We start from the raw sequence: 13,216 nt of genomic DNA, 5'->3' as shown, positions 1-13,216 counted from the left end.
GGTGGTGCGGCCGGCCTTGGACTTCGTCCTGCACTGGAGCCGCTGGCGACGCCGCCATCAGGCCATCGCCAAACGCTGCCATTACCGACGCAGAGACCCTCGCGCCAAAGTCCCACTGTAGTATTAGCCAAGGCACTCAGCAGGCTGTTGCTCCCTATTGATCAAGGAGCAGGCGGGAGCTGTCCCTCTCCCCAGCGGACCTCGAGCCCCGCTGGGACGCGAGCCGGGCCTGACCCGTGGGGCATAGGTCGAGCACAGGGCAGCGCTGGCACGTGGGCTCCCGGTAGAAGCAGCACCGCTGCCCGTGCAGCATCAGCGCCTCGTGGTTGTCATAGACGCGCTGTGCATCCCAGTCCGGCGGGAGCTGCGCCTCCAGCAGCCGGTGCGCTGGTCCCACCGCCACGGTCTCGGGGATGAGCCCCAGCCGCACCGCGACCCGGTGGTGGTGGCTGTCCACCGGCAGCGCGGGCTTCCTCAGGCGGCTGAACAGCAGCGTCGCGGCGCTCGACTTCGGCCCCACTCCGGGCAGGTGCTCGAGCCAGTCCCGCGCCTCGCGCACCGGCACCTCCGCCAGGAAGTCCAGCGACAGCTCCCCTCCCCTGCGCTCGGAGATGCACCGCAGCACCTGCTGGATGCGCGGCGCCTTCTGCTCCGGCCAGGTCACCGCGGAGATCGCCTCCCGCACCTCCACGCAGGATGCATCGCGCACCGCCTCCCAGGTGGGAAAGCGCGCGCGCAACTGCCGGAAGGCCGCGCCACTGGAGGCATTGCGCGTGCGGTGGCTCAACAGCGCGGAGACGAGCTCGCTGAGTGGATCCCGCGAGCGGAACCAGGGGATGGGACAGCCGTACTCGGCGCACAGGCGCTCGTGCACCCGCAGTGCCTTCGCGCTCGGGCCGGCCGGGGCCTCGGGAAACAACGGGAGAGATGGCATGGCAGCGCCCCACTTCTGAAGTCACCCCTCCAACCTTCTCATCCCCTCTCCTCCTGACGACCCCGCACGTCGCCTCCGAGCGGCGGCCGGGCCAGCGAGCGTCCGGGAGTCCGCGCGATGGCCAGCCCAGCCCCTGCACGTATAATGCGCGGGCCCCTCGGGCCCCCATGCTGCGCCGGCTCCTTCCCACCCTCGTCGCCCTCGGATGCGGCCTCCTCGCCCTCACCTGGGGGTTGGTGAGCCTCCAGCGCATCTTCGCCCAGGAGCGCGAGGACGCCCGCGCGCAGCTCGCCTCCCGCCGCCACGCCATCGAGGAGTTCGCCACCCTCGCCCTGCGGCAGACGCTCGCCCAGCAGCTCAAGAGCAACCTCAACGCCCTCCACGCCGCCATGGGAGATCCACTCGCCCCGGGCGAGGGCTTCCTCCTCAATTTCCGCGGCCATCAGTTCCTGCCCCGACTCACCCGCTCCGCCCGCGGCTCGCGCGCCACCGCCGTGCGTCACTACCGCGAGCTCGTCAAGGCCTTCGCCGAGGGCTCCACGGCCGAGCCCTGGGGCGAGCGGCTCGTCCGCCTTCGCGCGGTGGAGGCGGCGCTCGATCAGCGCCGTGCCTCCCGTGCCCATGCGCTCGCCGAGGAACTGCTGCGCTACCACGCGGAGCATCCCCTTCCACCCGTCCAGGAGCTCCCCTTCGTCCTCCTCCTGCTGGAGCGGCTCCAGCGCGGCGAGGCCACCCCACCGCTCGTCCGCGCGCTGCTGCGCGAGGGGCTCCCCGAGGACTTCGGCGGCATCGAGCGCTCCGCCGGCCTGCAGCGCGATCTCCTGCGCGAGCGCTGGCGCTTCACCCAGCCCGACTTCGAGTTCCTGCTCGCCCACATCGTCCAGGTCAGCACCGCGCTCGGCGAGCCCTCCGACGACTTCCAGTCCCGCGCCCGCGAAGCCGGCGCCGGCATGCTGGTGATTCCCGAGAACCTCTCGGGCCCCACCCTCATCGGTCAGCGCTGGTACGTGGAGCAGCAGCAGGACGAGGCGGTGCGTGGCATCGCCGTGGACCTCGACGCCCTCCTGCGCGACCTGGCCCAGGAGCTGCGCCGGCGCAACCACTTCGGCGCGGACGGCTCGGTGCGGCTGAGGACCACCGAGGCCGAGCAGCCCCTGGAGTCCCTGTGGGTCGAGGTGTCCGTCCCCGCGTGGACCGCCGCCGAGAACGCCCTCGAGCAGCGCTACGGGTTGAAGACGCTGCTGGTGGCCACGTGTGGGGCGCTCGCGGTGGCCATCGTGGTGATGGCGGTGGTGGCCCAGTACGGCCGCTACCGCTACGTCGAGCTCAAGAGCGACTTCGTGGCCACCGTCTCCCACGAGCTGCGCACACCCCTGGCCTCCATCCGCCTGCTGGCCGAGACGATGGAGCGCAAGCTCTCCAAGGTCCCCGAGATGCGCGACTACCCCGAGCGCATCATCCAGGCCGCCGACGGGCTGCACTTCCTCGTCGAGAACATCCTGTCCTTCAACCGCATCGACAAGGGCCGCTGGCAGCTCAAGCCCGCCCGCGTGAAGCTGGACGAGCTGATCGGCATGTTGCGCTCGGACCTGGTGGGCAACACCTCCGTCCCCGTCCAGCTCACCGCGGACGTGGGCGACGTGGAGCTCGAGGTGGATCCGTCCCTGCTGCGCCTGCTCTTCATCAACCTCGCGCGCAACGCGTGCGCCTACAACCGCCGCGACCCCGTGGAGCTCTCCATCCGCGCCTACCCCCACGAGGGCCATGGCTGCGTGGTGCTCTTCGGCGACAACGGCATCGGCATCCCCGAGTCCGAGTGGGAGAACGTCTTCCGCGACTTCTACCGGCTGGGCTCCCAGGGCCCCGAGGTCCACGGCAGTGGCCTGGGGCTCGCGCTGTGCCGGAGAATCATGGCCCTGCACGGGGGCCGCATCTCCATCGACCAGTCCAGCCCCCAGGGCACCACCTTCTCCCTGCTCTTCCCCGAACCCCGCCATGAACGCCCCGAGCAGCCCTCCTAACGCCCGCCCCTCCATCCTCGTCGTCGAGGACGACGCGAACCTGCGGATCGGCCTGCGCGACAACCTCCAGGACGAGGGGTACGACGTCACCGTGGCCTCCCACACCCAGGAGGCCGAGCCGCTGCTGCGCGCGCGCACCTATGATCTGCTCATCCTCGACGTGATGCTCCCGGGCGAGGACGGCTATTCGTTCTGCCGCCGGCTGCGCGCCAGTGGAGTGCAGTCCATGGTGCTGATGCTCACCGCGCGCTCGCTCGAGGACGACATCGTCCGGGGCTTCGACGCGGGGGCGCAGGACTACCTCACCAAGCCCTACCGGCTGCGCGAGCTGCTCGCCCGGGTGGGCGCCCTGGTGCGCCGGGCCGGCGGGGCGCCGCCCTCCATCCTGTCCTTCGCGGGCTTCTCGCTGGACCTGGGCAAGCGCACCCTCTCGCGCGCGGATGGGAGCGTCATCGACCTCACCCGCACCGAGTTCGATCTGCTCGCCTATCTGCTCAAGCACCGCGACCGCGCCCTGCCCCGGGGGGAGATCCTCGACGCGGTGTGGGGCCGGGACGTCATCGTGGACCCGCGCACCGTGGACAACTTCGTCTCCAACCTGAAGAAGAAGCTCGGCTGGACGAGTGCCTCCTCCTTCACCATCCACACCATCCGCGGGGTGGGCTACCGCATGGAGCTCGGGGGTCCATGACGAAACCATGACGAAGAGATGGCCGACCCAAGGCCACCGGCCCCCCTGGAATCCGTAGCTTGACGGGTACCAGCCAGGAGGGATTCCAAGTGTTCCAGTCGGTCATCAATCAGCCAGGATTGAGCGCGGGTCGGTTCGGGACGGGGATGTGGGTGTCCTTGATGGTGCACGCGGGTGTGTTCGCCGGCATGCTCGGCCTGTCCGGCAAGGCGGCGGAGACCATCCGGAACGAGCCCGAGCTCGTCTTCAACGTGCCCCAGCCGCCCAAGGGCAACCCGAATCCGCCCAAGCAGGTGGCGGCGCCCACCAAGCCGAAGCCCAAGCCGAAGACCGAGCTGGTCCAGCCCAAGAAGATTCCTCCTCCGCCTCCGGAAGAGACGAAGACCGTCGAGGCGACTCCTCCCCCGGAGGACACCGAACCCGAGGAGACCAATGACCTGCCCTACATCCCCGGCAGCGACCCCAATGGTGTCGAGCAGGGCGGCATCCCCGGTGCGCAGGCCATCGCCGGGATGGCGTTGGGCAACATCGGCCAGTCGACGGGTGAGGAGGTGCTCCCCTTCGGCGCCGGCATGACGCCGCCGCAGCTCGTCTCCACCGGCGTGCCCCTGCAGTACTCCTACGAGGCCCTGCGCGCCCGCGTCAGTGGCGTCATCATCGCCAAGTGCACCATCACCCGCGAGGGCGACGTCGAGAACTGCCGCATCATCAAGGGCCTGCCCTTCATGGATGATGCCGTGCTCCAGTCCGTGACGAGCCGCCACTACCGCCCGGTCACCTTCCAGGGCAGGCCCGTCAACGTGAGCTACACCTTCACCGTGAACCTCAAGCTGCCGTAGCGGGCACGCCCGGCCGGGGGGGGCCGGGCCCGAAGGGAAATGCCCGCTCCCCTCGCCCAGGCACCGGCTCGTCGGATATGCCTGTGTCCCGGACGTCCACCCTGGCCCCCGCGGGTGCGGAGGGCTCGGGCCCGTCATCGGGAGGGTCGATGAGCGCAGTGCGTCGTTTCGTGTTGCTGGGGGTCCTCGCCCTGGCCGTGCTTCCCACACCGGCCGAGGCCGGGCGGCGGCCCTTCATCTGGGTGTGGGACACGGAGATCGTCCCCAAGGGGGATGTGGAGTTGGAGCAGTGGTTGTGGGCCAGGTCCCGGGCGCCCGGTGTGCCGGGACGGACCTCCAGCTATTGGATCTGGTGGGCCCCCGTCTTCGGCCTCACCCAGCGGCTGGAGCTGGCCGTGCCCTTCCAGGTGGTGGCCACCCGGGATCGCACGCAGCTCGAGTCCTTCGACGCGGACCTGCGCCTGCGCCTCAACCCCCGCGGAGATGACGCACCCTGGCAGGGCCTGCTGCGCGTGGCCTACCACCACACCCTCCATTCCGCGCAGCCCTCCCGCCTGGACGCCAACCTGGTGCAGTCCTTCGAGACGGAGGGCGGCCTGCGCCTGACGCTCGACCTGGGCGCGCAGGTGGGCCTGCCGGCGCTGCGAGGGCAGGAGGGCCCGGTGCGGCTGCTCGGCACCTATGCGGCGGGCGTGTCGCTGCCCCTCGTCGAGGACGAGCTGCGCGCCTCGCTCGAGGCCTTCGGGGAGATTCCCCTCCAGGGCATTCCAGGCGGCCAGCACCACTTCGTGGGCGCCGACGTGGCCTGGACGTTTGGCCGGACGTGGGTCACGCTCGGCGTCATGGTGGGGCTCACTCCCCTGTTCCCCGAGACGCCCCAGTTCATGCCGAGGCTGATATGGGCCGTGGTGCTCTGATCCTCCTGCTGTCCCTCGCCGCTCCGCTCGCCGCCGCGCAGCAGGGCACCGTCCGCGGCGAGGTCCGCATCACCGTCCAGGGCCCGGATGGGCGCCCCGTCCCCAAGGCCGATCGCTCCGGCGTGGTGGTCTACCTCACCGGCTACACCGAGCCCCCTCCCGCGGGCGAGGTGAACATGGCCCAGCGCAACAAGGCCTTCCAGCCCTCGGTGATGGCCGTGGTGGCCGGGCAGAAGGTGCGCTTCTCCAACAACGACGTGGTGGTGCACAACGTCTTCTCCCGCTCGCGCGCCGGGAAGTTCGACGCCGGCAAGAACCGCCCGGGCGAGGACTACACGGAGACCTTCAAGAAGACGGGCCTCATCGACGTCTACTGCGACATCCACGAGCAGATGGTGGCCACGCTGGTGGTGGTGCCCAACCGGGCCGTCGCCGTCACCGGGCCGGATGGGCGCTTCGTGCTCAAGGGCGTACCTCCCGGTACGCATCCCATCTTCGCCGTGCACCGGCGGGACGAGCGCAGCGACGTGTCTCGCGCCGAGGTCACCGTGAAGCCCGGCGAGGAGGCGGTGGTGACGCTGGAGCTGACCGAGACGCGCGCCGACGACAAGCACCTGGACAAGCATGGCCGCCAGTACACCCCCCGCTCCGATGCCTACTGAGTCCCCGGCGCAGCGGGAAGCGGGTACCCGTGCCGGAGGCCTGGGGTTGCACTCGCTCTCCGCGCGGCTCGTGGCGGCCTTCATGCTGCTGTCGGTGCTGGCGCTCGCCGTGGCGCTGGTGGCCACCCAACGGGCGGTGGAGAAAGCCGCCGAGGAGAAGATCCGCGGAGACCTGACCCGCACGCTGAATGCCTTCCAGCGACTCTCCCAGGCCACCCAGGAGAGCATCCTCGCTGTCGCCGACGCGCACGCGCGCGACCGCACGTTCAAGAACGCGGCCCTCACCGTCAACTCCGACGACAGCACCGCCGGACTCGACGACGGAGATGCCGAGTTCGAGGGCATCCAGAACGCGCATGACGTCATCCTCTCCGCGGACACCGAAGTCTTCGGGTGGAAGAAAGACCCGGAAAAGAAAGACCCGGAGAGGACCCTCTGGGCCTTCTTCAACGTGCGCAAGCGATTGGTGTTCACCCACGGCGATGACGAGCAGGTGGGGAACACCGTGGACGATGTGCCCCTGCTGGACCGAGCGCTGCACGAAGGCTTCGCCTCCGAACTCTGGTCCCCTGCCTACCTGCGCACCCTGCCCTTCACCTTCGTGCCCCCCTGTACGGGAGACAACGCGAAGATTTGCATCCGCGAGGACGATCTGCTGCTCGTGCATGCACACCTGGCCACCACCTCCGGCGGAGAGAACTTCCTGGAGCAGTCGGCCCGCCGACCCATTGGCGTGGTGCTGAAGGGCCGTTGGGTGACGGAACTGCTACTGGAGAACTCCCTGGAGCAGGGCACCTCGGGAGCTGAACTCCAGGGTGCCGGGGCGCACTTCGCCCTGCGCGCCGGGGACGCCCTGACCACCTCCAAGGGAGTCTCCAGGGAACTGCGCGCGAAGCTCGTCGAGTCCGGCTCCGCCGCGACCCAACCGGAGGAGGCCACCCAGAAGAACCCTGACGAGAGCTTCTCCCTCGACACCAACGATGGCCGCTATCTCGTCCGTGAGGACGTCTTCTGGGACGTGCACGGGGAGAAGAGAAAGGATGGAAGGGAGGGGACAGCCATTGGCCGGGTGTTCGTCATGCGCAACCTCGATGCGGAGAGCGAGCCCATCCTCACGGGCGTCCGCACCCGGCTCCTGCCCATCGCGGTGGGCGTGGTGCTGCTGGCCTTCGTCCTCGCCGTGTTGCTGGCGCGCCGCCTCTCCGCGCCCCTGGTGCAGTTGGAGGCCGCCGCCCGGCAGGTGCGCCTGGGGGCGTTGGACGTGGAGGTCCCCGTCCGGGGCACGGACGAGGTGGGCCGGCTCACCGGCGCCTTCAACGAGATGGTCCTCGGCCTCCGCCAGCGGGATCAGATCCACGGCCTCTTCAAGCGCTACCTGAACCCCCAGGTCGTGGACGAGCTCATCCGCAACCCGGAGAAGGCCGCCCCCGGCGGCGAGCGCCGCGAGCTCACCGTGCTCTTCAGCGACCTGGTGGGCTTCACCTCGATGAGCGAGGAGATGAGCCCCGAGGCCCTCGTCGACGTGCTCAACGGCTACTTCGAACGCGCCACCGAGGTGCTGGGCGAGCACGGCGCCACGCTCGACAAGTTCATCGGCGACGCCATCATGTGCTTCTGGAACGCCCCCCTCCCCCAGGAGGACCATGCCGCACGGGCGTGCCTCACCGCGCTGCGGCTCGTGGCGGTGGTGGACACGCTGGCCCCCAAGCTGGAAGCACGAGGCCTGGCCCGGCTGGACTGCCGCATCGGCCTCAACACCGGACCCGGCGTGGTGGGCAACATCGGCTCGCGCGCCGCCCAGGACTACACCGTCATCGGCGACACGGTGAACCTCGCCTCCCGCCTGGAGGGCGCCGCCAAGGTGTACGGCACCCGCATCCTCGCCTCCGAGGAGACCGTGCGGGCCGCCCGCGGCACCGTGCTCGCCCGGGAGCTGGATCTGCTGCGCGTGAAGGGACGGCAGCTCCCCGTGCGCGTCTATGAGTTGGTGGACGTGGCCGGAGCCCCTCCGCCCGCGCACCTCGCCCGGTTCGCCGAGGGGCTCGCCCTCTACCGCGCCCGCCGCTTCACCGAGGCCCTCGAGCACTTCCGCGCCTCGCCCGGGGATCCACCCTCGCGCGTCTTCGCCGCCCGCTGCGAGGCCTCGCTCCGCCAGCCTCCCCCCGAGGACTGGGACGGCGTGTTCTCGCTCGACACCAAGTAGCTCGCCCGTCAGTGTTTCCTACACCTTCCACGTCAGGCTCGAGCTGCCCTGACGCATGTCTGGCATGGGGTCTCTACACGCTCCGTGTCTTCAAGAGCGCACCCCGAAAGGGGTACCAGACGGCCCCTCCCACGCGTGACCGATGAGCGTGTCATCGAGTCCTCATGCGCGAGCGTCACGAGGCTGCGCAGCTTCGTGCGGCTGAAGGCCAGCTGCGGGTTGATGACGGAGATGGAGTTGTCGTGGTTCAGCGCGAGGACGAAGTACGAGTTCAGGTCCGCGTCCGCCTGGACCGACAGCAGTCCGCCCAGGTACGTCTTCACCTTCGCGGCGCACTGCGCGTCCGTGAGCGGCTCGGAGCCCTCGCGCAGGGACATCCACCCGAGCGGGCGGGCCCCGCGCACCGGCTCGCCCGAGCGGGCATCGGTGAGGGTGAAGGTGGCGATGGCCTCGGACTGCGCCTCCACCGGACCGGCGCCCACGGCGGGCCTCAGGTCGAACTGGATGGCAAGGCCTTCACGCTCGAGGCGCGGGCCTTCCGGAGCCACCGGGCCAGGAGCGGCGGGCGTCCGCGCGGGAGGAGCACCTGCGACCCCCCCGCGTTGCCCGACGCGTCCACCGAGCGCACCCGGTAGAAGTACGTCCGGTTCGCCTGCAGGCCCGTGAGGCTCATGCCGTGGCTCGTGGTGCGCGCCGGATCCACCGCCGTCGCGGAGCCCAGGGCGCTGGTGGTGCCGTACTCCACCTGCGAGCTCGCCGGCTCGTCCGTGGTCCAGCTGATGTCGGCGGACAGTCCGCCGAAGCAGGGGGTTGGAAACCGCGAGAGGCTTCACCGGAGGCGGGCGCGTCGAGCACCTGGCCAACATCGGTGAAGCGACCGCGGGTACGGCATCAACGCGAACGGAACAGGGTCGACAGCAGGAGCCCGCCCCAGCCCTGCGCCTCGACGGTGCGCGTCGAGGAGAAGTCCTGCGTGCCGTCCACCACGGGCTTTTGCCGCTGCTCCTCGCCGGGCTCGGTGGCGGCGGGGTCCACCTTCACCGTGACGAACACGGTGCGCAGGTTGCCCGTGTAGTCCACGGCGCGGATGTAGAGCTCATGGCCTCCGGCCGGCACGGCACCCGCCTCGGTGCTCGCCTTGTAGGTCATGGACTCCACGTCCAGCGTCAGCGGCTTCCAGACGCCCGAGGTGGAGCCGAGCTGGTACTCCACGCTCCGCACCCCCGAGCCCGTGGGCCCGTCATCCGCCTGGACCGCGATCTCCAGGTGTCCGTTGATGGACGCGCCCGTGGCGGGTTGGAGCACCTTCACCTCCGGTGCCGACGAGTACAGGCCCAGCGAGGCGGCCAGGACATGGGCTCCCACCAGGGTGACGACGCCCACCGAAGGCATCCAGGTCTCCCAGATCGAGGGGCTGTAGATCCGCTTCTGTTTCTTGCTCAGTGCCATCGCCCACGACCATTAGCCAGAACCGTGCCGGACCCCGGACAGTCCGCCCTCCCCCGGGGGTGGCTCCCACCGGCCATCCCTTTCTTTCGGGAAAACAGCGGGTTGGCCGATCTCTCCGGGCTTCCGCCGTCTTTCCGGGAGATCGACGCGCGGCCGGACCTGGCGGGAGGACGGAAGTTCTTTCAGCCCCGCCGGGAGGCCTCGGGGAAAAAACTCCACGCCCCGTGTCACCCGGCTGGCACCCCGCGCGACGCGCCGGAGGCTTCTTGTCGCGGTCTCCCGCGCGGGCCCCGTTAAGCTGCGAACATCATGGCCGCCGTCCGGGAAGGGACTGAATGAACGTCATCGTGAAGGGAGCGCTCGCCGCGGGCGCCCTGGTCATCATCGCGGCGGGCCTGAAGGTGGGGCTGCGCGAGAACGGGGCCGTCGCCAGCGGCCCCGGCCCGTCCGCGGGCGCCGAGCCGAAGCGGACGCTGACCATCGCCGCGGCCTCGGACCTGAAGTTCGCGCTGGACGAGCTGCTGGTGAGCTTCCGGGAGAAGCACCCCGGCGCGGACGTCCAGGTCACCTATGGCTCGTCGGGGAACTTCCTCGCGCAGCTGAGCAACGGGGCCCCCTTCGACGTCTTCCTCTCCGCGGACGTGGCCTACCCCCGCAGGCTGGCCGAGCAGGGACTGGTCGCCGGCGAGGTCTTCCTCTACGCCGTGGGCCGCCTCGTGGTGTGGGTGCCCAGGGACTCGCCGCTGCCCGTGGCGCAGCGCGGAATGGACGCCCTGCGCGAGCCGGCCGCCCGGCGCATCGCCATCGCCAACCCCCAGCATGCCCCCTATGGCCGGGCCGCCGAGGCCGCCCTGAAGAGCCAGGGCGTGTACGACACCGTCAAGGATCGGCTGGTGCTCGGGGAGAACATCGCGCAGACCGCCCAGTTCGTGCAGAGCGGGGCCGCGGACGCGGGCATCATCGCCCTGGCGCTCGCGCTCGCCCCGGCCATGCGGGAGCAGGGCCACTCCTGGGAGGTGCCGCTCGACGCCTACCCGCGCATGGAGCAGGGAGGTGCCATCCTGAAGCGCGCGAAGGATCCGGCGTTGGCCCGGGCGTTCCGCGACCACCTGCTCGGCCCCGAGGGCACGGCGGTGCTCTCACGCTACGGCTTCTCCCTGCCGAAGGAGTGAGGCGTTGGATCAGGCCGCCATCTTCTTGAGCCTGCGCCTCGCCGCGTGGACGACGCTCCTCCTGCTGCTGCTGGGACTGCCCCTCTCCTGGTGGCTGGCCACGTCGCGCTGGCGGTGGAAGTTCCTCGTGGAGGCCGTGGTGTCGCTGCCGCTGGTGCTGCCCCCCACGGTGCTGGGCTTCTACCTGCTGCTCGCGCTCGGCCCTCGCGGTCCGCTGGGTGGGGCCTTCGAGTCGCTCTTCGGCAGCACCCTGCCCTTCAGCTTCGGTGGCCTGCTGGTGGCCTCGGTGCTCTACAGCCTGCCCTTCAGCGTGCAGCCCTTCACCGCCGCCCTGGCCGGCGTGGATCGCCGCCTGATCGAGGCCTCGTGGTGCCTGGGCGTCTCGCGATTCCAGACGTTCCTGCGCATCGTGCTGCCCCTGTCCGCCACCGGCATTCTCTCCGGCATGGTGCTGACGTTCGCGCACACGCTGGGGGAGTTCGGCGTGGTGCTCATGGTGGGCGGCAACCTGGAGGGCCGCACGCGCACGGCCTCCATCTCCATCTACGACTCGGTGCAGGCGCTGGACTACGCCTCGGCGGGCCGCACGGCGCTGGTGCTGCTCGTCTTCTCGTTCGTCGTGCTGGCCCTCACCTATGGGCTGCAGCGCAGGGTGTGGGCACCATGGCCGGCACGCTCGTAGTCGACCTGGAGAAGCGCTTCCCGGGTGGCCCCACCGTGCGGGCCACGCTGGAGCTGCCCGCCACGCCCGGCCGGGTCGCGGTGCTGTTCGGCCCCTCGGGCGCGGGAAAGACGACGGTGCTGCGATGCCTCGCGGGGCTCGACCGGCCCGAGCACGGGCGCATCCTCTTCCATGGCGAGCCCTGGTGCGACACGGCCGCCCGCGTGTACCTGCCACCCCAGCGGCGGCGCGTGGGGCTGCTCTTCCAGGACTACGCCCTCTTCCCCCACCTCACCGCGGAGCAGAACGTCCAGTATGGCCTGGCGGAGCTGCCCGCGGACGAGCGGCGCGAGCGCTCGCGCTCCCTCTTCGCGCTGCTGCACCTGGAGGGGCTGGAGGGACGCCGGCCGAGGGAGCTGTCGGGCGGGCAGCAACAGCGGGTGGCGCTGGCCCGGGCGCTGGCCATCCGCCCACGCCTGCTGCTGCTGGACGAGCCCCTGTCCGCGTTGGACGCGCCCTCGCGCGAGCAGCTCCGGGGCGAGCTGCGGCGGCTGCTGCGGGAGCTGGGGGTGCCCACGGTGGTGGTGACACACGATCGGCTGGAGGCGCTCGCGCTGGGGGATGACCTGGTGGCCATGGAGGGAGGCCGGGTGTGCCAGGTGGGGCCGGTGGCGGACGTGTTCAACCACCCGGCGGAGCTGGCGGTGGCGAGGATGACGGGCATCGAGACGGTGCTGCCGGGCACGGTGCTGAAGCGCGAGGAGGGGCTGGCCACGGTGGAGGTGGGCCCGCATCACCTGGTGGCCCTGGCGCCCGCGCACGAGGGGAGCGCCGTCTTCGTCTGCCTCCGGGCGGAGGACGTCACCCTGGGCCTACCCGAGGCGGCGCCCACCAGCGCGCGCAACCGGCTGCCGTGCAAGGTGGTGTCGCTCTCCCACGAAGGAGCCCTGGTCCGCGTGGGGCTGGACGCGGGCTTCCCCCTGGTGGCGCGGGTGACGCGCTTCTCCACGGAGGAGCTGGGGCTCGCCGAGGGGCGGGCGCTCACCGCCACCTTCAAGGCGCCCTCGGTGCGGCTCGTGCCCCGCCCATGAGCCGGGTCTCCCTCTCCCTCTGGGCTGAAGAATGCACACTTTCGAGTTGTTCTCGCGCGCGGCCGGCCAGGGCTATCAGCTGCTGGTGCGCGCCGGGCAGGACAGGCGAGTGGAGGGGGAAGGGGGACAGCTGTGGGCCAGCATGGAAGGGTTGCCCGTGGTGGGCAGCCGGCAGTTGCACGTGTCGGCCCAGCCAGCCCGGGCCGACAGGGTGGCGCGCACGGCTGTTGCCGCGCACGCTTGTTGATGGAGATTTGGACCGGCTGGTTGATGGGCATCAGCGAGGACGCACGGGTGCGCGTCATTGTCGTTGATGGAGCCCACGCGGCGGACAGGAGGGCGAGGCTCAATGCCAGGGCCAGGCGCGACGGTACAAGAATTCTGCCCATGCTTCGGGAGCATGCCCCATCCAGTGCCTGGCTGGGAGACTGGTAGCGCGCGCGCGGGTGGAGCTGGCCCGCACGCACGTGGAGGAGCACTACCCCGTCGAAGCCATCATCTACCAGGCCCATGCTGTCGGTGCTCTACCTGCTGGTGGGGATTGCGGTGGAGGGCGCGCGGCGCGTGTGGCCGTCC

At 70.6% G+C, this 13,216-nt stretch carries 14 protein-coding genes; 10 read left to right on the top strand and 4 right to left on the bottom strand.

Features of this window, described 5'->3' with window-relative positions:
- Positions 1 to 154 precede the first annotated feature (154 nt).
- Entirely contained in the window at positions 155 to 934 is a 780-nt protein-coding gene (locus AC16DP_RS19240; protein WP_329733387.1) for an endonuclease III domain-containing protein, read from the bottom strand.
- Positions 935 to 1,101: 167 nt separating this feature from the next.
- Here AC16DP_RS19240 and AC16DP_RS19235 point away from each other — a divergent pair, with 167 nt between their 5' ends.
- From AC16DP_RS19235 to AC16DP_RS19210, 6 genes are all read left to right on the top strand, one after another.
- Positions 1,102 to 2,955, top strand: a complete 1,854-nt coding sequence (locus AC16DP_RS19235) for a sensor histidine kinase (RefSeq protein WP_329733386.1) — start codon at positions 1,102 to 1,104, stop codon at positions 2,953 to 2,955.
- Positions 2,930 to 3,646 carry a response regulator transcription factor gene (locus tag AC16DP_RS19230; protein ID WP_329733385.1) on the top strand — a complete coding sequence of 239 codons (717 nt, stop codon included), beginning with the start codon at positions 2,930 to 2,932 and terminating at the stop codon, positions 3,644 to 3,646. The genes AC16DP_RS19235 and AC16DP_RS19230 overlap by 26 nt, the downstream gene beginning before the upstream one ends.
- 89 nt (positions 3,647 to 3,735) lie before the next feature.
- Positions 3,736 to 4,485 carry an energy transducer TonB gene (locus AC16DP_RS19225; RefSeq protein ID WP_329733384.1) on the top strand — a complete coding sequence of 250 codons (750 nt, stop codon included), beginning with the start codon at positions 3,736 to 3,738 and terminating at the stop codon, positions 4,483 to 4,485.
- A 149-nt stretch (positions 4,486 to 4,634) separates the two neighbouring features.
- Positions 4,635 to 5,402: a hypothetical protein gene (locus AC16DP_RS19220; RefSeq protein ID WP_329733383.1), complete on the top strand. Its 768-nt coding sequence runs from the start codon at positions 4,635 to 4,637 to the stop codon at positions 5,400 to 5,402.
- A complete protein-coding gene (locus tag AC16DP_RS19215; protein ID WP_329733382.1) occupies positions 5,384 to 6,064 on the top strand; it encodes a carboxypeptidase regulatory-like domain-containing protein in 681 nt (226 codons plus the stop codon). Before AC16DP_RS19220 ends, AC16DP_RS19215 begins: the two co-directional genes overlap by 19 nt.
- Before the next feature lie 46 nt (positions 6,065 to 6,110).
- Entirely contained in the window at positions 6,111 to 8,267 is a 2,157-nt protein-coding gene (locus tag AC16DP_RS19210; RefSeq protein WP_329733381.1) for an adenylate/guanylate cyclase domain-containing protein, read from the top strand.
- A 32-nt stretch (positions 8,268 to 8,299) separates the two neighbouring features.
- Here AC16DP_RS19210 and AC16DP_RS19205 read toward each other — a convergent pair whose 3' ends face one another.
- The 3 genes from AC16DP_RS19205 to AC16DP_RS19195 all read right to left on the bottom strand — a co-directional run bounded on the left by AC16DP_RS19205 (position 8,300) and on the right by AC16DP_RS19195 (position 9,716).
- Complete coding sequence (locus AC16DP_RS19205; protein ID WP_329733380.1) at positions 8,300 to 8,749, bottom strand: hypothetical protein; 450 nt, start codon at positions 8,747 to 8,749, stop codon at positions 8,300 to 8,302.
- Positions 8,750 to 8,757: 8 nt separating this feature from the next.
- On the bottom strand, positions 8,758 to 9,048 hold the full coding sequence (locus AC16DP_RS19200; RefSeq protein WP_329733388.1) for a fibronectin type III domain-containing protein: 291 nt from the start codon (positions 9,046 to 9,048) through the stop codon (positions 8,758 to 8,760).
- A 110-nt stretch (positions 9,049 to 9,158) separates the two neighbouring features.
- Positions 9,159 to 9,716 carry an Ig-like domain-containing protein gene (locus AC16DP_RS19195; RefSeq protein WP_329733379.1) on the bottom strand — a complete coding sequence of 186 codons (558 nt, stop codon included), beginning with the start codon at positions 9,714 to 9,716 and terminating at the stop codon, positions 9,159 to 9,161.
- Positions 9,717 to 10,051: 335 nt separating this feature from the next.
- On the opposite strand from AC16DP_RS19195, the gene modA reads away from it, so the two are divergent.
- From modA to AC16DP_RS19175, 4 genes are read left to right on the top strand one after another with little or no spacing between them, the layout of a single operon-like run.
- Positions 10,052 to 10,888 carry a molybdate ABC transporter substrate-binding protein gene (modA, locus tag AC16DP_RS19190; protein WP_329733378.1) on the top strand — a complete coding sequence of 279 codons (837 nt, stop codon included), beginning with the start codon at positions 10,052 to 10,054 and terminating at the stop codon, positions 10,886 to 10,888.
- A gap of 4 nt (positions 10,889 to 10,892) precedes the next feature.
- Positions 10,893 to 11,570, top strand: a complete 678-nt coding sequence (gene modB / locus AC16DP_RS19185) for a molybdate ABC transporter permease subunit (RefSeq protein ID WP_329733377.1) — start codon at positions 10,893 to 10,895, stop codon at positions 11,568 to 11,570.
- Positions 11,552 to 12,640 (top strand): molybdenum ABC transporter ATP-binding protein, encoded by a 1,089-nt coding sequence (modC, locus tag AC16DP_RS19180; RefSeq protein ID WP_329733376.1) that lies wholly within the window; start codon positions 11,552 to 11,554, stop codon positions 12,638 to 12,640. Before modB ends, modC begins: the two co-directional genes overlap by 19 nt.
- 31 nt (positions 12,641 to 12,671) lie before the next feature.
- Positions 12,672 to 12,887, top strand: a complete 216-nt coding sequence (locus tag AC16DP_RS19175; protein WP_329733375.1) for a hypothetical protein — start codon at positions 12,672 to 12,674, stop codon at positions 12,885 to 12,887.
- Positions 12,888 to 13,216: the final 329 nt, after the last annotated feature.

The sequence above is a fragment of the Archangium sp. genome (assembly GCF_057119385.1).
The sequence above is the reverse complement of the archived record's forward strand: the minus strand, read 5'-3'. Positions and strand labels throughout refer to the sequence as shown.